15 protein-coding genes and 1 tRNA gene are annotated in these 19,334 nt (G+C 72.0%); 11 read left to right on the forward strand and 5 right to left on the reverse strand.

Annotated elements, in window-relative coordinates; all coding sequences use genetic code 11:
* Positions 1–35: 35 nt before the first annotated feature.
* From ACFYML_RS11835 to ACFYML_RS11845, 3 genes are all read right to left on the reverse strand, one after another.
* Positions 36–1,241, reverse strand: coding sequence for a DUF2786 domain-containing protein (locus tag ACFYML_RS11835; protein WP_387420548.1), 1,206 nt, complete (start codon positions 1,239–1,241; stop codon positions 36–38).
* A gap of 271 nt (positions 1,242–1,512) precedes the next feature.
* Positions 1,513–1,938, reverse strand: coding sequence for an ATP-binding protein (locus ACFYML_RS11840; RefSeq protein ID WP_387420549.1), 426 nt, complete (start codon positions 1,936–1,938; stop codon positions 1,513–1,515).
* Positions 1,939–2,057: 119 nt separating this feature from the next.
* Positions 2,058–2,813: an SAM-dependent methyltransferase gene (locus ACFYML_RS11845; RefSeq protein ID WP_387420550.1), complete on the reverse strand. Its 756-nt coding sequence runs from the start codon at positions 2,811–2,813 to the stop codon at positions 2,058–2,060.
* A 261-nt stretch (positions 2,814–3,074) separates the two neighbouring features.
* Here ACFYML_RS11845 and ACFYML_RS11850 point away from each other — a divergent pair, with 261 nt between their 5' ends.
* The 8 genes from ACFYML_RS11850 to ACFYML_RS11885 all read left to right on the forward strand — a co-directional run bounded on the left by ACFYML_RS11850 (position 3,075) and on the right by ACFYML_RS11885 (position 12,750).
* Complete coding sequence (locus tag ACFYML_RS11850) at positions 3,075–4,109, forward strand: poly(3-hydroxybutyrate) depolymerase (protein ID WP_387420551.1); 1,035 nt, start codon at positions 3,075–3,077, stop codon at positions 4,107–4,109.
* A 75-nt stretch (positions 4,110–4,184) separates the two neighbouring features.
* Positions 4,185–4,316 carry a hypothetical protein gene (locus ACFYML_RS11855; RefSeq protein WP_387420552.1) on the forward strand — a complete coding sequence of 44 codons (132 nt, stop codon included), beginning with the start codon at positions 4,185–4,187 and terminating at the stop codon, positions 4,314–4,316.
* A 288-nt stretch (positions 4,317–4,604) separates the two neighbouring features.
* Complete coding sequence (gene kdpF / locus ACFYML_RS11860; RefSeq protein WP_357442282.1) at positions 4,605–4,694, forward strand: K(+)-transporting ATPase subunit F; 90 nt, start codon at positions 4,605–4,607, stop codon at positions 4,692–4,694.
* Positions 4,694–6,349: a potassium-transporting ATPase subunit KdpA gene (gene kdpA / locus ACFYML_RS11865; protein WP_387420553.1), complete on the forward strand. Its 1,656-nt coding sequence runs from the start codon at positions 4,694–4,696 to the stop codon at positions 6,347–6,349. Before kdpF ends, kdpA begins: the two co-directional genes overlap by 1 nt.
* Positions 6,350–6,369: 20 nt before the next feature.
* Positions 6,370–8,577, forward strand: a complete 2,208-nt coding sequence (gene kdpB / locus ACFYML_RS11870) for a potassium-transporting ATPase subunit KdpB (protein ID WP_387420554.1) — start codon at positions 6,370–6,372, stop codon at positions 8,575–8,577.
* Complete coding sequence (locus ACFYML_RS11875; protein WP_387420555.1) at positions 8,577–9,452, forward strand: potassium-transporting ATPase subunit C; 876 nt, start codon at positions 8,577–8,579, stop codon at positions 9,450–9,452. The genes kdpB and ACFYML_RS11875 overlap by 1 nt, the downstream gene beginning before the upstream one ends.
* Before the next feature lie 80 nt (positions 9,453–9,532).
* Positions 9,533–12,073 carry a DUF4118 domain-containing protein gene (locus ACFYML_RS11880; RefSeq protein ID WP_387420556.1) on the forward strand — a complete coding sequence of 847 codons (2,541 nt, stop codon included), beginning with the start codon at positions 9,533–9,535 and terminating at the stop codon, positions 12,071–12,073.
* Positions 12,070–12,750 (forward strand): response regulator, encoded by a 681-nt coding sequence (locus ACFYML_RS11885; protein WP_387420557.1) that lies wholly within the window; start codon positions 12,070–12,072, stop codon positions 12,748–12,750. Before ACFYML_RS11880 ends, ACFYML_RS11885 begins: the two co-directional genes overlap by 4 nt.
* A 31-nt stretch (positions 12,751–12,781) precedes the next feature.
* Here the strand turns inward: ACFYML_RS11885 and ACFYML_RS11890 are convergent, their stop codons facing one another.
* Together ACFYML_RS11890 and ACFYML_RS11895 are read right to left on the reverse strand one after the other, a co-directional pair.
* On the reverse strand, positions 12,782–13,540 hold the full coding sequence (locus tag ACFYML_RS11890) for a class I SAM-dependent methyltransferase (RefSeq protein ID WP_387420558.1): 759 nt from the start codon (positions 13,538–13,540) through the stop codon (positions 12,782–12,784).
* Positions 13,541–13,908: 368 nt separating this feature from the next.
* Positions 13,909–13,984: transfer RNA gene (locus tag ACFYML_RS11895), tRNA-Arg, on the reverse strand.
* Between the two features lie 1,432 nt (positions 13,985–15,416).
* On the opposite strand from ACFYML_RS11895, the gene ACFYML_RS11900 reads away from it, so the two are divergent.
* The 3 genes from ACFYML_RS11900 to ACFYML_RS11910 form a co-directional block, all read left to right on the forward strand.
* Positions 15,417–16,409, forward strand: a complete 993-nt coding sequence (locus ACFYML_RS11900; RefSeq protein WP_387420559.1) for a hypothetical protein — start codon at positions 15,417–15,419, stop codon at positions 16,407–16,409.
* Positions 16,410–17,056: 647 nt separating this feature from the next.
* Entirely contained in the window at positions 17,057–18,676 is a 1,620-nt protein-coding gene (locus tag ACFYML_RS11905) for a BTAD domain-containing putative transcriptional regulator (RefSeq protein WP_387420560.1), read from the forward strand.
* Positions 18,677–18,804: 128 nt separating this feature from the next.
* Positions 18,805–19,334 (forward strand): hypothetical protein (locus ACFYML_RS11910; protein ID WP_387420561.1); only part of this gene is annotated, 530 nt, incomplete at its 3' end.

Below are 19,334 nucleotides of genomic sequence, written 5' to 3' on the forward strand. Positions count from 1 at the left end.
CCGGCACGTCCGATCCGACATCCTCCCCGAAAAAATCAGCGGCCCCGCCGTACCGCCCGGCGTGCCGGGGCGCCGACCTCCAGCGAGGCCCGGTCGGCGGCCGAGGTGCCCGAGGTCCAGCCCTCGGCGTCGCGCGCCTGGAGTCGGTGCCGGGTGACGCCGGGAAAGAGCTGGTCGACGCGCTCCCGGACGGCGTCCGAGCGAGCGGCGAGCACCGGGAGCAGCCGATCACCGCCGCGCTCCCCGGCCGCCTCCCGGTCCGCCGCCGCGGTGACCGCCCGCAGCCGCTCCCCGATCCGCAGCGCGAACGCGTTGAGGAAGGACTCGTCGTAGCCCTTGGTGCGCCGGCCGCGGCCCGCGCGGCGCTCGCCCCGGCCGCGCAGCATCGCCGCGGTGGCCTGCACCAGCAGCGAGGTGTGCAGCAGCTCGACCGCCGCCAGGTCGGCCGGGAAGCCGAGCACGGTGGCGAAGCCGAGGTCGTCGGACCACACCGACTCGCACCGGTTCGCCGCCGCCACCTCCTGGATCAGCAGCGCCTTCGCCGCCGCGTACGGGGCGTCGGTGCCGAGCCGGACGCCGCTGGGCTGGTCCGGCCGCGCGGCGGTCGCGTCGAGCAGGGCGGCGTCGATGCTGTGCCGGGCCATCAGCTCCTGCGCCTTCCCGGTGAGCGCTTCCGCCTCGGCCGGGAAGGTGGTCGACTCAGCCTTGGCCAGCAGGGCGCGTACCCGGTCCAGCATCCGCGAGCCGGTGGCCGGTGTGGCGGCCCGCGAGGTGGCGGCCGGACCGCCCGGTGGCGGGCGGAGCACCGCGACCGGCGGCAGCGCCTCGACCAGCCCGACCGCGTCGACCGCGTCCCGCAGCGCGGTGATCCGGTCGCCGCCGGCCCGGCGGTCCAGCCAGCCGGCGTCACCGTCCCAGCGCGCGTCCAGCTCGGCGAGCTGGTCGTCGAACCACTGCGGGACCGGGCCTGGCTGCGCCCGCCGTTGGGCGGCCAGCACGCCCCGGAGCAGTTGCGCGCCCCGGGGTGCCAGCCGCCGGGCCGCGATGCGGTCCAGGTCGACCGGCTGCCAGCCCCGCGGCCAGAGCCGCCCGACGCCCCGGGCCAGCCGGGCGAGCAGCACCGCGTCCACCGCCGGGCCGTCGCCGACCACCAGCCGGTCGAGGGCGCGTTCGGCCGCCCGTACGTCGGTGCCGCGCGCCGCCGCGAGGGCGTCGGCGAGCAGCTGCTCGGCGTCCGGCACGCTGGCCCTCCTCTTCTCGGGGTCGTCCGGCGGGCGCGTCGTGATCCACTCGGGGTGCGGCAGTTCGGGCCGTCACCGCAGCTGGGACAGCGCGGCATGCCGCAACTCGCCGGCGGCGCGGCGGGTCGCGCGCCCGAGGAGGAACGGTACCGGCGGACCCGGTGCCGCCGCCCGTGAGTGCCCTCACCTCGGGCCGTCAACCGTCCGGTCCTGGCGTCCGTGGTCCCGCCCGGACCGGAGCCATGCGACGGACGGGAGATCGACGCGGTGCTCAGCGGGGAAACGAGGCCCAGATGTTCTTGGTGTCCCCGGTCGCGTACCACCCCACGGCGAGGGAGACCGACTGGGCCAGCAGCAGCCCGCGACCGCCCGAGTCGAGCGGGCTGGTGTCGCTCAGGTCGGGGCTCGTGCTGAGGTCGTGGTCGGCCACGTCGAGGATGAAGCAGTCGTCGGCGGCGAGCAGGGTGACGATGGTCGGCGGTATGCCGTGCCGCAGAGCATTGGTTGCCAGTTCGGTGGCGACCAGCACCACGAGGTGCGGGATCTCGTCGAGATCCTCACCCTGGGTGAGGCCGTGCCGGGTCAGCGCGTCGCGCAGCGAGGCCCGCAGGCCGCGCAGCTCGGCCGGGGTGCCGAGGCTCCACCGCTCCAATTCGGTGGCCCGTGGTGGCGGCGGCGACGTGCGCAGCTGTCCCATGATCCTGCCTTACCCTGGTGGCCGCCCGCTAAGCCGCCCGAGCCGGTCCGGCCGCCCAACGGCGGCGCAACGTCGTCCCGGGCCGGCTCCCCCGGGCAGGGGAACCGACCCGGGCGCGATCACCGCGGGAGCAGGGCGAAGACTCCCCAACCCAGGTACTCCCGCTGGTAGCGGACGTACCGCAGGGGGTCCTCGGTCAGTTCCCGGCGCAGTTCCCCGGCCAGTTCGTCGTCGGGGTTGGCGTCCAGCCAGCGGCGCAGGTTCAGCCAGTGCGCCGCCGCGTACCGGTCCCAGCTGTCCTGGTCGGCGAGGACCATCTCGACCAGGTCCCAGCCACACTCGCCGAAGAGCCGGACCAGCCCGGGCAGGTCCCGGAACGCGTCCCGGGACCGGGCGTGGGAGCCGGCCACGGCCTCCTCGTCCGGCGGGTCGAGCCGCCAGTACGGCTCTCCGACCAGGACCATTCCGCCGGGGCGCAGGCTGCGCTCGAGGATCTCCAGGGTGCCGGGCACGCCGTCACCGATCCAGGTGGCGCCGACGCAGGCGGCCACGTCGACCGGCTCCGCCGCGACGTACGTCGCGGCGTCGCCGTGCAGGAACCGGACTCGGTCCCCGACGCCCAGTTCGACGGCGCGTTCCCGGGCCGCGGCGGTGTTGACGGTGCTGATGTCCACCCCGGTGCCGGTGACGCCGTGGTCCCGGGCCCAGGTGCAGAGCAGTTCGCCCTTGCCGCTGCACAGGTCGAGGATCGACGTGCCGGGTTCGAGCTTGATCGCCCGGCCCAGCGTGGCCAGCTTGCCGGCGTCGAACGGGTTGATGATCCGAAGGTCGCCCTCGCGGATGGTGAAGCTACGTGGCAGATCCAATGTCGTCACTCCAGAAGGTGGGTCCGTGGGTCAGGTCGATTCGCTTGATCGCGCTCAGCACGGGCACCAAAACACCCTCTTCGAGAAGTCGGAGTGACGTCCCGGCGACGCTAACCGTCATCCCGCCGACCGCCAACCGAAATACCCGGTGGGCAGCCCACACCGCCGCCGTCCCGGAGGTGTCGGCCGTACGGATATCTGCTGTGGTCAATGTCACGTTAGCGTTCCGGCACGCCGGCCGTCCCGCCGGCGCTCCGACGGGAGAACGCCATGAAGACACCGTGGAAAGTCGCCACCACCCTCGCCGCGGCCCTGCTCCTGATCCTGCCCGGGGGCACCGCCGCCCGGGCCGCGGGCACCCCGTACACCAAGACCCCGGTCGCCGGCTCGCTCCGCAGCTATCCGGTCTCCGCCGTGTACGTCGCCGGGGTCTCCTCCGGCGGGTACCTGGCCACCCAGCTCCAGGTCGCGTACTCGGCACGGATCCGGGGCGCGGCCGTCTTCGCCGCCGGCCCGTACTACTGCGCCCAGAACAACGTGGCCCAGGCGCTCTACGGCTGCGGCGACAACATCTACCCGACGTACGTGTCCACCCTGGAGAGCTACACCCGCACCTGGGCGTCGTACGGCTGGATCGACGGCACCGGCAACCTCTCCGGCCAGCCGGTGTACGTCTACCACGGCGGCAACGACAACACCGTGAAGAAGTCCGTCACCGACGATCTGGTCCGCTACTACCAGGACTTCGGCGCCAGCGTCCGCTACGACAGCGGCAGCGCCGCGGGCCACGCCTGGGTCACCCCGTACGGCACGGTCGGCTGCACGGCGACCGCCTCCCCGTTCCTCAACGACTGCGGCACCGACCCGGAGGGCAGCTTCCTCGGTAAGCTGCTCGGCTCGGTGTCCGCCCCGAACACCGGGCCGCTGGGCGGCACGCTCATCCGGTTCAGCCAGGACACCTTCGCGACCAACGGCTGGGCCAACGGGCTGAGCATGGACGCCAACGGCTTCGCGTACGTGCCGAGCGCCTGCGCCGCCGGCCAGACCTGCCGGCTGCTGGTCGCCCTGCACGGCTGTGCCCAGGGGTACGCCAAGATCGGCACCGCCTTCGTCGACCGGGCGAACCTCAACCAGTACGCCGACACCAACCGGCTGATCGTGCTCTACCCGCAGGCCATCGCGACCGGAGCCAATCCGAACGGCTGCTGGGACTGGTGGGGCTACCTCGGCGCCACCAACTACCCGATCAAGGGCGGCTACCAGGTCGAAACGATCATGAACATGGTCCGCCGCCTCGACGGCTGACGGATTCACGGTCCGGATCCCCGCCGGCTCGCCCGGTACGCCGCGCTCGGTCTGGTCGTCCTGCTGGCCGGTGCCGTGGTCACCAACCTGGTCCTGCGTACCTCGCCGCTCAGCGCGCTGGTCCTGCTCGCGGTCGTCGCTGCGGTGGCGACCGTCCGCTGGCGGCGCGCCGGCCGGTTTCCGGACCGGGGCGTGAAACCGCCCTGATCCCCGCCGCTGCGGATGTTCGTGCCACCCGGCCCGGCCGGGTGACCGGGTTCACCTCTGGGACGAGCGCCGTGAAAAGCGCGTCAAGAAACCGCGGGTCGCCGTCACGGTCCCGTTATGGTCCCTGTCCGTCTGCTGGCAGGGGCGTTGTGATTGCCCGGCGCGGCCGGGAGTCGGCCGCGGGGGACGTCCGTAAGAGGAGTCAGCCGTGTCTGACCTGGTGTTCGTGCTGATCACGGTGGGGCTGTTCGCAGCGCTCGCCCTCGTCGTACGAGGGGTGGAGAAGCTGTGAGCGCGGTGAACGCCGTCGGGCTGGTGCTGGCGATCGGCCTGGGCGCGTTCATGGTCGTCGCCCTGCTGTTCCCGGAACGCTTCTGATGACCATGACAACAGCCGGCATCGTCTTCCTGCTGTCCCTGGTGGCGGCGCTCGTCGCGGTCCACAAGCCGTTCGGCGACTACCTGTACCGGGTGGTCTCCGGCACCCGGCAGTCGCGCGTCGAGCGGGTGGTCTACCGCCTGGTCGGGGTGAACCCCGCCGCCGAGCAGACCTGGGCCGTGTACGCCCGCAGCGTGCTGGCCTTCTCGGCCGTGTCGATCCTGTTCCTGTACGGGTTCCAGCGCCTGCAGAACCACCTGTGGCTCTCGCTGGGCTTGGATCCGGTGGTCCCGCACGGTGCCTGGAACACCGCGGTCTCGTTCGTGACGAACACGAACTGGCAGTGGTACTCGGGTGAGTCGACCATGGGCCACCTGGTGCAGATGGCCGGCCTGGCCGTGCAGAACTTCGTCTCCGCCTCGGTCGGCATCGCCGTGGCGGTCGCCCTGGTCCGCGGGTTCGCCCGCAGCCGGGCCGGTGAACTGGGCAACTTCTGGGTCGACCTGACCCGGATCACGCTGCGGATCCTGCTGCCGATCGCCGTGCTCGGCGCGCTGGCGCTGATGATCGGCGGGGTGGTGCAGAACCTGTCCGGCGGCACCGACGTCACCACGCTGACCGGCGGCAGCCAGACGATCACCGGCGGGCCGGTGGCCAGCCAGGAAGTGATCAAACTGCTGGGCACCAACGGTGGCGGCTTCTACAACACGAACAGCGCCCACCCGTTCGAGAACCCGACGACCTGGACGAACTGGCTGGAGATCTTCCTGATCCTGGTCATCCCGTTCAGCCTGCCCCGGGTCTTTGGCCGGATGGTCGGGCAGCACCGCCAGGGCTACGCGATCGCCGCGGTCATGGCGATCCTGGCGCTGGCCAGCGTCACCCTGACCAACATCTTCGAGTTGGCCGGACACGGCACCGTGCCGCAGGCGGTCGCCGCCGCCATGGAGGGCAAGGACGTCCGGTTCGGCGTGTCGGACTCGGCGACCTTCGCCGCCGCCACCACGCTCACCTCGACCGGCGCGGTGAACTCGTTCCACGACTCGTACACCCCCCTCGGCGGGATGATGCCGATGATCAACATGATGCTCGGCGAGGTGGCCCCGGGCGGGGTCGGCTCCGGCCTCTACGGCCTGCTGGTCCTCGCCGTGGTCACCGTGTTCGTGGCCGGACTGATGGTGGGCCGCACCCCGGAGTACCTGGGCAAGAAGATCGGCTCCCGCGAGATCAAGCTCGCCTCGCTGTACTTCCTGATCACTCCGGCCCTGGTGCTGATCGGCACCGCGGCCGCCTTCGCCACGGGCAACAACTCGACCGCGTTGAACGTCGGCCCGCACGGCCTCTCCGAGGTGCTCTACGCGTTCACCTCGGCGAGCAACAACAACGGCTCCGCGTTCGCCGGCATCACGGTGAACACGCCCTGGTGGAACACCGCGCTCGGGCTGTGCATGTTGCTCGGCCGGTTCCTGCCGATCATCTTCGTGCTCGCGCTGGCCGGTTCGCTGGTGCGCCAGAAACCCACCCCCGCCTCCGAGGGCACCCTGCCGACCCACCGACCCCTCTTCGTCGGGATGGTCGTCGGCGTCACGGTGATCCTCGTGGCGCTGACCTTCCTGCCCGCGCTCGCGCTCGGCCCCCTCGCAGAGGGGCTGTGACCATCATGAGGAACGAGGACATGTCCGTCACGCCCGTGACACACGGCGCCGGCGAGCAGCCGGTCGCCGGCACCCCGGCCACCCAGGGCAACCGGGTCGGCGGGGGCCTGCTGGACCCGAAGCAGCTGATCCGGTCCCTGCCGGACGCGCTGCGCAAGCTGGACCCGCGCACCCTGTGGCGCAACCCGGTGATGCTGATCGTCGAGATCGGCGCGGTCTTCACCACCGTGCTGGCCGTCGCCGACCCATCGGTGTTCGCCTGGGCCATCACCGCCTGGCTCTGGCTCACCGTGATCTTCGCCAACCTGGCCGAGGCGGTGGCCGAGGGCCGCGGCAAGGCCCAGGCCGCGACGCTGCGGCAGGCGAAGAAGGACACCATGGCCACCCGGCTGATCGGCTGGACCCCGGGCGCCCCGGCCAACCGGTACCGGGACGAGGCGGTGCCCGCGCCGGAGTTGAAGCAGGGCGACATCGTCCTGGTCGAGGCGGGCCAGATCATCCCGGGCGACGGCGACGTGGTCGAGGGCATCGCCAGCGTCGACGAGTCCGCCATCACCGGCGAGTCGGCGCCCGTCATCCGCGAGTCCGGCGGCGACCGCAGCGCGGTCACCGGCGGCACCAGGGTGCTCTCCGACCGGATCGTCGTCAAGATCACCCAAAAGCCGGGCGAGAGCTTCATCGACCGGATGATCGCCCTGGTCGAGGGTGCCAACCGGCAGAAGACACCGAACGAGATCGCGCTGAACATCCTGCTCGCCGCGCTCACGATCATCTTCCTGCTGGCGGTGGTGACCCTCCAGCCGCTGGCGATCTTCGCCAAGGGCTTCCAGGCGGCCGCCCCCGACACCGGTGCGATCACCGACGCCGGGGTCACCGGGGTGGTCCTGGTGTCCCTGCTGGTCTGCCTGATCCCGACCACCATCGGGGCGCTGCTCTCGGCCATCGGCATCGCCGGCATGGACCGCCTGATCCAGCGCAACGTCCTGGCCATGAGCGGCCGGGCCGTCGAGGCGGCCGGCGACGTGAACACCCTGCTGCTCGACAAGACCGGCACCATCACCCTGGGCAACCGGCAGGCGGACGAGTTCCTCCCGGTCACGGGCGTGACTGTGGGCGAGGTTGCCGACGCGGCGCAGCTGTCCAGCCTCGCCGACGAGACGCCCGAGGGCCGCTCGATCGTGGTGCTCGCGAAGAACGAGTTCGGGCTGCGTGAGCGTGAGCCGGGGCTGATGCCGCACGCCACCTTCGTGCCGTTCACGGCGCAGACCCGGATGAGCGGCGTCGACCTTACCCCCGACAGCACCGCCGACGGCGGTGCCAGCGCGTCGGCCCGGCGGATCCGCAAGGGCGCCGCCGCAGCCGTGATGAAGTGGGTCCGGGAGAACGGCGGCCACCCGACCGAGCAGGTGGGGCAACTCGTCGACGAGATCAGCGGGATCGGTGGCACGCCGCTCGTCGTCGCCGAGCACGTCGAGGGCGAACCGGCCCGGGCGCTCGGCGTCATCCACCTGAAGGACATCGTCAAAACGGGGATGCGCGAGCGCTTCGACGAGATGCGCCGGATGGGCATCCGCACCGTCATGATCACCGGCGACAACCCGCGTACCGCCAAGGCCATCGCCGACGAGGCCGGGGTGGACGACTTTCTCGCGGAGGCCACCCCGGAGGACAAGCTCGCCCTGATCAAGAAGGAGCAGGAGGGCGGCCGGCTGGTCGCGATGACCGGCGACGGCACCAACGACGCGCCCGCCCTCGCCCAGGCCGACGTCGGCGTGGCCATGAACACCGGCACGTCGGCCGCCAAGGAGGCCGGCAACATGGTCGACCTCGACTCCGACCCGACCAAGCTGATCGAGATCGTGGAGATCGGCAAGCAGCTGCTGATCACCCGAGGGTCACTGACCACCTTCAGCCTCGCCAACGACGTGGCGAAATACTTCGCGATCATCCCGGCCATCTTCGCCGGCATCTACCCGAGCCTCGCCGCGCTGAACATCATGCGGCTGGCCAGCCCGGAGTCGGCGATCCTGTCCGCGGTCATCTTCAACGCGATCGTCATCGTCGCGCTGATCCCGCTGGCCCTGCGCGGCGTGCGCTACCGGCCGGCCAGCGCGCCGAAGCTGCTGAGCCGCAACCTGCTGGTGTACGGCCTGGGCGGCATCCTCGTGCCGTTCCTCGGCATCAAGCTCATCGACCTGCTCATCCAGTTCGTCCCGGGGATCTCGTGATGCGCCTCCCTACCTGGCTCGCTCAACACCTGGCCGCGCTGCGCGCGCTGCTCGTGTTCACCGTCCTGCTCGGCCTCGCGTACCCGCTGGCCATGGTCGCCGTCGGCCGGATCCCCGGACTCGACGGCAAGGCCGACGGCTCGCTGGTGAGCGTGAACGGCACGACCGTGGGCAGCTCGCTCATCGGGCAGTCGTTCACCGACGGGGACGGCAACCCCGTCCCGCGCTACTTCCAGTCCCGGCCGTCGGCGGCCGGCTACGATCCCACCGCCACCGCTGCCAGCAACCTGGGCCCGGAGAGCGTGGTCGACACCATCGCCGGCACACCCGACGACTCGAAGCAGAGCCTGCTCACCCAGGTCTGCGCCCGGAGCAGGGCCATCGGCGAGTTCGACGGCGTCGACGGGCGGCGGCCCTACTGCACCCCGGACGGAGTGGGCGCGGTGCTGGCCGTGTTCCGCACCGACGGGCTGACCGGCCGGATCACCCGAGTGGTCAGCGTCAACCAGGTCGCCCCGGCCACCCCTTTCCTCGCTAGCTACCAGGGCGTGCCGGTGGAGCTGGCCCAGCCCGGCCACGACTACGTCGCCGAGGGCGGGGTGGTCACCCCGATCCGGGGTGACGCTCCCGCCGAGCCGGCGGTGCCGGCCGACGCGGTCACCGCCAGCGCCAGTGGCCTCGACCCGCACATCAGCCCGGCGTACGCGGAGATCCAGGTGGCCCGCGTGGCGCGCGAGCGGGACGCGGACCCGGCCGCGGTCCGCCGCCTGGTGTCTGCGCACACCACCGGCCGGGGGCTCGGCTTCATGGGCGAACCCGCGGTCAACGTGCTCGAGCTCAACCTCGCGCTCGACCGAGAGTTCCCCGCCCGCTGACAGGTCAAGAAGGACCCCCTTCGCCGCGCCAGGCGCCAAGGAGGGGCGCCGCCTTCCAGCAATCAGGGAGGATCGTTTCCGTGGCAAGGGGAGAGCTCCGCATCTACCTCGGGGCCGCCCCCGGCGTCGGCAAGACGTACGCGATGCTGGAGGAGGCCCAGCGGCGGGCCGAGCGGGGCACCGACGTGGTGATCGGCCTGGTCGAGGCCCACGGCCGGCCGCACACCGCGGCGATGATCGGGGACCTCGAGGTGGTGCCCCGACACACGGTGACCTACCGGGGTGTCGAGTTCACCGAGATGGACCTCGACGCGGTGCTGGCCCGCCGGCCCGAGGTCGCCGTGGTCGACGAGCTTGCGCACACCAACGTGCCCGGCTCCCGGCACGAGAAGCGCTGGCAGGACGTCCAGGAGCTGCTCGACGCCGGGATCAGCGTGCTGTCGACCGTCAACATCCAGCACCTCGAGTCGCTCAACGACGTGGTCGCGCAGATCACCGGTGTCACCCAGCGGGAGACGCTGCCGGACCAGGTGGTGCGGGCCGCCGAGCAGGTCGAGCTGGTCGACATGACCCCGGAGGCGCTGCGTCGCCGGATGGCCCACGGCAACATCTACCGCCCCGACAAGATCGACGCTGCGCTGGGCAACTACTTCCGGGTCGGCAACCTGACCGCGCTGCGCGAACTGGCGCTGCTCTGGCTCGCCGACAAGGTCGACGAGCAGCTCGACGCGTACCGCGCCCAGCAGGGCATCTCGGCCACCTGGGAGGCCCGGGAGCGGGTGGTGGTGGCGCTCACCGGCGGCCCCGAGGGGGAGACGCTGATCCGCCGCGCGGCCCGGATCGCCGCCCGCAGCAAGGGCGCCGACCTGCTCGCCGTGCATGTGGCCCGCAGCGATGGCCTGGCCGGCGCGGACCCGGCCCAGCTGGCCCGGCAGCGGGTGCTGGTGGAGAGCCTGGGCGGGACGTACCACCAGGTGCTCGGCACCGACATCCCGGCGGCGCTGCTGGACTTCGCCCGTGGCGTCAACGCCACCCAGCTCGTGCTGGGCGCCAGCCGGCGGGGCCGCTTCGCCCAGCTGCTGTCCCGGGGGGTCGGCGTCACCACCACCGCGCTGTCCGGGGCGATCGACGTACACCTGGTCACGCACGCCGAGGCCGGGCGGGGGCGGCGCGGTGCCGCGGTGCCCGCCGCGCTGTCCCGGCGGCGCCGGCTGCTGGGGTTCGCGCTCGCCGTGCTCGGCATGCCCGCCCTGACCGGGCTGTTGTGGGTGCTGCCCGACCTCATGCTGACCAACGACATCCTGCTCTTCCTCGCCGGCGTGGTCGGCGTTGCGCTGGTGGGTGGACTGTGGCCGGCGCTGGTCGCCGCGCTGGGTGGGTCCCTGCTGCTGAACTGGTTCTTCACCCCGCCCTTCTACACGCTGACGATCGCCGAGGCGGACAATCTCCTCGCGCTCGGTGTCTTCGTCGGCGTCGCGGTCGCGGTGAGCTGGGTGGTCGACGTGGCCGCCCGGCGTACCCGGGAGGCGGCGCGGGCCTCCGCCGACGCGCAGACCCTGGCCACCGTCGCCGGCGGGGTGCTGCGCGGCGAGCGGCCGCTGCGGGCGCTCCTGGACCGGCTGCGGGAGACCTTCGCGCTGCGCGCGGTGAGCGTGCTGGAACTGGTGGCCGAGGCCGAGGGACGTCCCGGCCGGGCCCAGGAGGAGGCGGCCTGGCGGGTGGTGGCCGCCGTCGGCGACCGGCCGCCGGGCAGCCCGGGCGCCGGGGAGACCGCCGTGCCGGTGGACGAGCGGCTCACCGTGGTCCTCGCCGGTCGGCGGCTGGAGGCCGCCGACCGGCGGGTGGTCGAGGCGTTCGCCGCCCAGGCCGCCGTCGCGCTGCGCCAGGAACGCCTCGCCGAGGAGGCCGCCACCGCCCGGCCGCTCGCCGAGGCCGACCGGATGCGCACGGCGCTGCTCGCCGCGGTCAGCCACGACCTGCGTACGCCGCTGGCCTCGGCGAAGGCGGCGGTGAGCAGCCTGCGCAGTCACGACGTGGAGTTCGGCGCGGACGACCGGGAGGAGCTGCTGGCCACCGCCGACGAGTCCCTGGACCGGCTCGGCCGGTTGGTGGCGAACCTGCTCGACATGAGCCGGCTCCAGGCCGGCGTACTCGGCGTGACCGCCACCGCGGTCGGGCTGGAGGACGTCGTACCCCGGGCCCTGGACGAACTCGGACCGGCGGCTGCCGACGTCACCACCGACATCCCCGCCGACCTGCCGGCGGCGAGCGCCGACCCGGGCCTGCTGGAACGGGTGCTGGTCAACATCGTGGCCAACGCCCTGCGGCACAGCCCGCCCGGGCAGCCGCCCACCATCACCGCCAGCTTCCACGCCGGGCAGGTGGAGCTGCGGGTCATCGACACCGGCCCGGGCATCCCCGAGGACCAGTGGGAGCACGTCTTCCTGCCGTTCCAGCGCCTCGGCGACCGGGACAACCAGACCGGGGTGGGCCTCGGGCTCGCACTGTCCCGCGGACTCGCCGAGGCGATGGGTGGCAGCATCACCCCCGAGACCACCCCGGGTGGGGGGCTGACCATGGTGCTGCGGCTGCCCGCCGCCGAGGAGAGGGGGGTCCGGTGACCCGCATCCTGGTCGTGGACGACGAACCGCAGATCCTGCGCGCCCTGCGGATCAACCTGCGCGCCCGCGGCTACGACGTCCAGGTGGCCGAGACCGGCGCCGCCGCGCTCAAGGCCGCCGCCAGCCACCCGCCGGACCTGGTGGTGCTCGACCTCGGGCTGCCCGATCTGGACGGCGTCGACGTGATCCGCGGCCTGCGCGGCTGGACCGCCGTGCCGATCATCGTGCTCTCCGGCCGGGCCGGCAGCGAGGACAAGGTCTCCGCCCTCGACGCCGGCGCGGACGACTACGTCACCAAGCCGTTCGGCGTGGACGAGCTGCTCGCCCGCATCCGGGCCGTCACCCGCCGGCTCGGCGGCGCCACCCCGGCCGCCCCCGCTCTCCGGATCGGCCGGCACACCGTCGACCTGGCCGACCGGACGGTCACCCGCGACGACGGCGCCGAGGTCAAGCTCACCCCCACCCAGTGGGCCATGCTGGAGAAGCTGCTCCGCAACCCGGGCAAGCTGATCAGCCAGCGGCAGCTGCTGCACGACGTCTGGGGCCCGGAGTACCACCATGAGACCAACTACCTGCGGCAGTTCATGGCACAGCTGCGCCGCAAGCTGGAGGACGACCCGGCCCGGCCTCGGCACCTGATCACGGAGCCGGGCATGGGCTACCGCTACCGCCCCTGATCCGGCTCTCCGTGCGGTCCGTCGCCGCCGCTCACCGGAGGGCCGCGACGGCGGCGTCGGCGCCGTTGCGCCAGTGCACGCCGGCCTCGGTGAACCCCGCGGCCCGGAGGGCGTCGAGGTGCCAGGCGGCCGGCGGCGTCCACTCGGGACTGTGGCCGGTCGGATAGATCTGCCGGCGCTTCTCGGCGAGCGGGGCGAGACCGGGGTCGGCACCGACCTGATCCCACCAGGCCGACCAGGAGAGGGCCGCCCCGGCCGCGTGGCGCGCCTCGCGGTGGGCGTGGGCGCGTGCGGCCAGGCGGGTGCTGAGCGCCGGCAGGGCGTCGTCGGGCATGTGGTCGGCGTTGACGAACACGCCGCCGGGCCGGAGCAGCCCGTGGAGTTCGCCGTACAGGGTGGCCAGGCGCGGGGCGTCGAGCCAGTGCAGGGCGGTGGCCGTGAGGACCGCGTCGAACTCGCGGTGCGGCAGGGCCGCCACCCAGTCGGGGGTGTTGAGGTCGGCCGTGACGACCGTGGCCCGCCCGGCCAGGGACGCCTCGGCGATGGCCAGCAGCACGGGGTCGAGGTCGACGAGGGTGACCTCGGCCCGGGGGAAGCGGGCCAGCGCCCGCAGACTGATCGAGCCGGTGCCGCCGGCCAGGTCGAGCAGCCGTGGGCGGTCGCCGTCCACCACGGCGTCGACCGCGTCGAGCATCGCGGTGATCCGGTGTTCCCGGTCCGGCAGGTACGCCTCCTGCTGCCGGTCCCAGCTCTCCTGCCAGGCGCGCGGGTCAAACTCGTAAGGACTCATAGTGCCGACGCTAGTTACCAGCGCGGCGGGTTGTCCAGAGCTGTGAGCGAGTTGTTGCAAATAATTGGCAACTACAGAGAGGTTGCCACAAGCCCCAGTCGGTGTTGCGGGGCTCGCCGCTACCCGGTGTGTTCGCGTAGCCCAGGATGGAGCGCCGTCCGGTGCCTTTTGTCGACCTGCGCGATCCGATCGCTGGGGCCGGTGTGGATCCGACGGTGGTGAGGTCATCGGTGAGACCGGAATTGATGTCGAGCGCGGTCTGCGGCCTTTCCGGGCACCGACGCGACACGGAGGTGCCGCCCGGGCAGCCTGGATCGGGCCCGGACGTGCCGGACGGCGGAGAAGGCGATCGTTGACCAAGGCGATGCTGGTGCCCCCGGCAGGATTCGAACCTGCGACACACGGTTTAGGAAACCGTTGCTCTATCCCCTGAGCTACGAGGGCGCGAGCGCTCAGTCTAGCGACCTGCGCGTCGACCCGGGATGCCAGGGAGCCGCCCAGGTTGACCAGCCCACTGCGCTGGTTTGTGACCGAGCATCGAGCCAGGTGGGTGCGGGCCGGGCAATGAGCCATCGTCGGCAGCGGCCTGTCGGGCGAGCCGAATTCCCTTCGCATACTTCAATGGGCGTCGATTTAACCGGTGTGTCGACGCGTGCTGATGTGGCGATGAAGGGCAGAATTGAGGGCCTTGGCACAAGGATGAGGCGTTCCGTTCGGAGGTGTCCGTTGTTGTGGTGTCGCGGCCGACTGGCTCGGTGGACGCTGCGCGGGGCACTCCTGGTCGGCGGCGTGGTCGGCGTGTGGGCTGTTCACGATGCGATTGCGGATGACGTGGCTCAGGCACGCGCCAGCGCTGATGTGACGATTGCGAACCTGGGCCAGCCGCTGACAGCCGTGGTGACACCGGCACGAGTACCTGCGGGCAAACCCGACCGAGCGGAGGATGCTGCGGCACTGCCGGGCGTGGAGAGGGGCGTCGAGGCGGTCATCGGGGTGACGCGTCCGGTCGTGGACCTGGCGTCGCCGGTGGTCGCGGGGATCTCCGACACACGGCTGCTGGAGCCGGTCCGGGATGCCGTCAGGCCGGTAGCCGAGCCGATCGTTGATGTTCTGCCTCCCGCCCTGGCCCCGGTGCTCGGGCTGACCCAGCCGATCCTCGGCGCACCCGCTGCGCCTCCGCCTTCTTCCGGCGCTCCGGCCGACGGGGCGCCGACACCGGCCCGGCAGGCGTCGACCGCCCGCGCCACGATCGCCCGCCCTGTGCTGCCGGTCGTTGCGACCCACCCGGAAGCTCCGTCACCGGAGGTTCCGGCCAAGCCGCCAAGTCGGGATGAGGTGCCAGCGGGCGATGGCGAGATGGTTCAGGTGTCCTGGCCGGGCGTCCCGGAGGGAACCCCCGGAGTGACGCCTGCCGCCCCCGTCAGCACGGCCGGGACCGGCTCCGCTGCTGCCGGGACGGGTGTCCCTGCCGACGCGTCACCTCGTTGCTGGTCGCCGGACCTGCAACTTGTCGCCTGTCGCCTCTCCCGGTGCGACAAGCTGGCGTACCGGTCGAGTCAACCGGACACCAGACCCGCCTGAGAGCCCCGGCCGCCTGGGCGAGAGGCGGAACAGCCACGGCTGGTGTGAACGGTGCGGCCTGCCCCGGCAGGTCCGGCGCCGGTGTTCCCATCGCGTGCAGGAGCGCCGCGATGACCACTCACGCCGCTGGCAGGAGCCGCCACCGCCGCTGCCGCCTGAGGCCCGACACCCGCCCGCATGGCGACGCGGTGCCCTGGCCGAAGGCGCTGCTCCACCCCTGATCCTGGCCGGCGCCGTCCCGGCCGCCCCGGCCGTCGTCCGCCGACCAGTCACACCCACCAAACAGGAGAGGTCCGTGAGCAACACCCTGCCCGTTTGCCGTGCCCGATGGGGAGACATCCCCGAGATCGTCGATCTTGTCGCCGGCCCCTTCGCCGAGAGCGCCGTCGGCGCATGGCTCGTACCCGAGGGGCGCCGTCGGCGGGACGTGCTCGCCGCCGTCATCCGGGTCTGGGCCGAACACGCTCTGCTCTTCGGCGAGGCCTACATCCTGAAGGACCATTCCGCCGCCGCCGTGTGGCTGCACCGGTACGGTCCCGTCCCACCGCCGAATGGCTACGGGGAGCGGCTCGCCGTCGCCTGCGGCGACTATCTGGACCGCTTCCTGCACCTCGACGACGTCCTGCGCGCCCACCGACCTGTCGATCCCCACAACCACCTGGCGTTCTTCAGCGTGGCACCCGTTCCCCACCGCAACCGGCGCGCCGCCACCCTGCTCGCCACCAGCAACGCCCGCATGGGCCAAGGCCTGCTCCCCACATACGCCGAGGCGACAACCACCGCCGAGCGAGACCTGTACGCCCGGCACGGCTACGTTCCCCACGAGCCATTCAACCTGCCCGACGGCACCATCACCTATCCCATGTGGCGCTACCCGGGGCAGCGGCGGCCCGGCCACCACGCATCCGCCCGAACCAGGCGCCCGGACCAGCCCGCCCGCACCCACCCGCTGAACGACCTCTCCATCCGGGTCATCCTCGACACATCCGCGATAGTCGCGTTCGCCAAGGGCTCGATGGTCGTGGGCGAAGCGATCGCGGCGGTTGCCGACGAGGGTGGCCTCTTCGGGCTACCCGTGATGTGCCTGGCTGAGGCGTCGAGATCAGGGGCTGACCCCATCCGGCTGGACCTCCTGGTCAACCATCCAGCTGCGGCGGTGCTCACGGTTGATCCGCTCAAATGGAGGGCACTCACCGCCATCTGTCGCAGGACTGGCCAGCTCGACACAGCGACCGCGCTGCTCGCCGCCACCGACCACGACTGCGCCGTCCTGAGCGAACACCCCTGATCCCGAGCACTGCAACCGGCCATGGCGACCGTCATGCGAGCGACAGACGAGGGAGCCTCGGCGGCTGATGATTTGCCTCAGCGGTTGCCTTCGTGCTGTCAGTTGATGGGCAGCGCTGCCAGATCGGTTGGGGCAGGCACGGTGTAGGGTGCCGGCGGCGCGTTCGGTCGAGCCCCGGTCCCGGTGGCCATTCGTGACGGATCAAGGACTGGGCGTTTTCGTCGGCATTTGTGTTACTCGGACACGCCGCCGGCAGATATTGACGCTCGTCACGATGGCTTGTCCGATTTGCGCCTTGCCGACCGATGAATCGCTTCCCTAGCCTGAGCGCGCTCATGGGTTCAACGGGGGAGCGCGGCATGCAACTACGGATTCGGCTTCTAGGCCCGGTGGAAGTCCTCATGGACGGCGAGGACATCACGCCTAGCGGGGCCAATCGACGGGCGGTTCTGGCCGGGTTGGCCCTCGATGCGAACCGGCCCGTCGCGCTCAGCCGGCTGGCCGGCATGGTCTGGTCCGATGCCCCGCCGGCTTCCGCCGTGGCTAACCTCCGGTCGCACGTCGCCGTGTTGCGGCGCATGTTGGGTGCCCGCCTCGTCGCGCATCGAAATGCGTATGAGCTGCGGCTGGCGGCGGATGAGCTGGATGTGACCGAGTTCCAGCGGCTGGCGGGGGAGGGGCGCAGCATGCTGGCTACGCCCGACCCGCTCGGCGCCATCGGGACGCTGGCCAGCGCACTGGCGCAATGGCGTGGCGCAGCCGGTGACGGGGTGCCGCGTGGCACGGCGTTGGACAACCGCTGGGCCAGCCTCGACGAGCAGCGGTTGCAGGTGTTCGAGGAGTTGGCGGAGGCCCGACTCGCCGCCGGCCAGCATGCGCTACTGCTTGCCGAACTGCGTCGTCACCTCGCCGCGCACCCGCTGCGGGAGCGGGCCTGGGGGCAGCTCATGCTCGCCCTCTACCGTTGTGGCGAGGTGCCGGCGGCGCTCGTTGTCTATCGGGACGCGCGGGCCGTCCTCAACGAACAGCTCGGTATCGAGCCCGGTGAGGCGCTGACGAGCCTGCATCGAGCGATGCTCGATCGGGCGCCCGAGCTGTCGCCGGCGGCACCCTCTGGGCCCCTGGTCATGCCGGCCGTCGAGACGCGGTCCGCTGCCGGCTGGGCAGTGCCGCGGGAGCTTCCGGCGGACCTGGTCACCGTCGTCGCCCGGGTCCGGGAGACCGCCGACGTGGTCGCGGCGCTGCGCGGTCCGACACCGGCCGCGGTGATCGTCACCGGCGCGGCGGGTAGCGGCAAGACCACGCTGGCGATCCGCGCCGCGCACCAGGTGGCCGCCAACTTCCCGGACGGGCAGGTCTTCGTCGACCTCGGCCACCGTAGCGGAGTGACTCCGGGTGAGGTACTGGCCCGGGTGCTGCGGGCATTGGGGGTCGCCCCCGCCGACGTGCCCGAGGACGGCGACGAGCGGGCCGGCTGGTTCCGTTCCCTGGTCGCCGGGCGCCGGATGCTGATGGTCGTTGACGGCGTCACGAGGGCGGCCCAGGTGCGACCGCTGATTCCCGCCGGTCCGGGGCCCGCCCTGATCGCCGTCGGTTCGCGGCAGCTCGGCAGCCTGGACGGCATCCGGCGGGTAGCGCTGCAGCCGCTGGGTGCTGGGCAGGCACGGGACCTGCTGGCCGGCATTGTGGGGCGGCAACGGTTGGCGGCCGATGGAGCGGCCACCGCGGAGTTGGTCCGACTGTGCGCCGGCTCGGTGCTGGCGTTGCGGATCGCCGGAGCCCGCCTGGCGCGCTGGCCCACCATGCCGCTCGCCACTCTGGCCGCCCAGCTCGGCGACGACCGCCACCGCCTGGACCTGCTCGCTGACGGGGACCTGTCGGTGCGGGCCAGCCTGGCCAGCACCGTCGCCGCTGTCCGTGCCGAGGACGAGATGGCCGGGCAGCTCCTGGAACTGCTCGGTGCCCACCCCGATGCGCCAGAACTGGCGGATCGAGCTGCCGCCCAGCTCGGGGTCAGCACCCAGCGAATCCGACGGGCCCTGGACAGCCTCGTCGACGCCCACCTGCTGCACCCGGACGGCCCCGCTGGCTACCACCTGCCGGCGCTGGTTCGTGAATACCTCGCCGAGCTGGCTGCCGTGCCGCTCGCGCCGGCGCATGTCCTGCGCGCCGGCGAATCGACCCGGCCACGGTCCGCCTGGCGGGACCTCGGTTGGCAGGGGATTGCCTCTTTTGTCGCGATGGTGCCGGTCAACGCCGTGCTGTGACAACCTTCCATCCGGTTTCCCGGGGGCAAGCGCAGGTCAAGCGGGGAATGTCGTCCACCTATATCGGTCGGTATATCGATCATCTTTAGCCTTCACTCGTCGTGTCTCTGAGGGACCGGAGGGTGATGGTGAAGAGACGATCACGAGGCTTCCTGATCGGGGGGCTGGTGGTGGCCCTGGTGGCCACGTTGGGCGGGATGGAGGCCTTACCGGGCCGTGATCCCGGCCGTGCTGACCAGGCTGCGGGCAGCGGCAAGGACGACGAGGGTGGGCTGCTGTCCCGGCTCGGCGACGCCGCGCGTGGGCTGGTCGACGGTGGCTCCGGCCGGGCGCGGCCGGAGGTGGTCAGCGCCGGGCTGTTCCGGGCCGAGAAGCCGCTGCAGGGTAGGGAGTGGCCGCCGCAGAAGCGGGTGCGGGAGTTGCCCGGTGAGCGGACGGCGAACACCAAGACGTTCCAGTTGTCGGATGGTCGGACGCAGGCGGAGATCTCGTCGGTGCCGGTGCATTACCAGGACGCGCAGGGCCGGTGGCAGGCCATTGACACCACGGTGCGTCCTACCTCGGAGAAGGGGTACGTGCAGGGCAATCGCACGAACACCTTTACCAGCCTGTTCGGTGACACGTCGAAGGATCTGGTCCGGTTCGAGGCCGGGGGCCG

Source organism: Micromonospora sp. NPDC007230 (assembly GCF_042869115.1).
Taxonomy (GTDB): Bacteria; Actinomycetota; Actinomycetes; order Mycobacteriales; family Micromonosporaceae; genus Micromonospora.

Bases quoted from the DNA above. Each gene is read 5' to 3' on its own strand.
- kdpA (WP_387420553.1), top strand. From the start codon at position 4,694: ATGACCATGACAACAGCCGGCATCGTCTTCCTGCTGTCCCTGGTGGCG.
- ACFYML_RS11840 (WP_387420549.1), bottom strand. From the start codon at position 1,938: ATGGGACAGCTGCGCACGTCGCCGCCGCCACCACGGGCCACCGAATTG.
- ACFYML_RS11850 (WP_387420551.1), top strand. From the start codon at position 3,075: ATGAAGACACCGTGGAAAGTCGCCACCACCCTCGCCGCGGCCCTGCTC.
- ACFYML_RS11875 (WP_387420555.1), top strand. From the start codon at position 8,577: ATGCGCCTCCCTACCTGGCTCGCTCAACACCTGGCCGCGCTGCGCGCG.
- kdpB (WP_387420554.1), top strand. From the start codon at position 6,370: ATGTCCGTCACGCCCGTGACACACGGCGCCGGCGAGCAGCCGGTCGCC.
- ACFYML_RS11890 (WP_387420558.1), bottom strand. From the start codon at position 13,540: ATGAGTCCTTACGAGTTTGACCCGCGCGCCTGGCAGGAGAGCTGGGAC.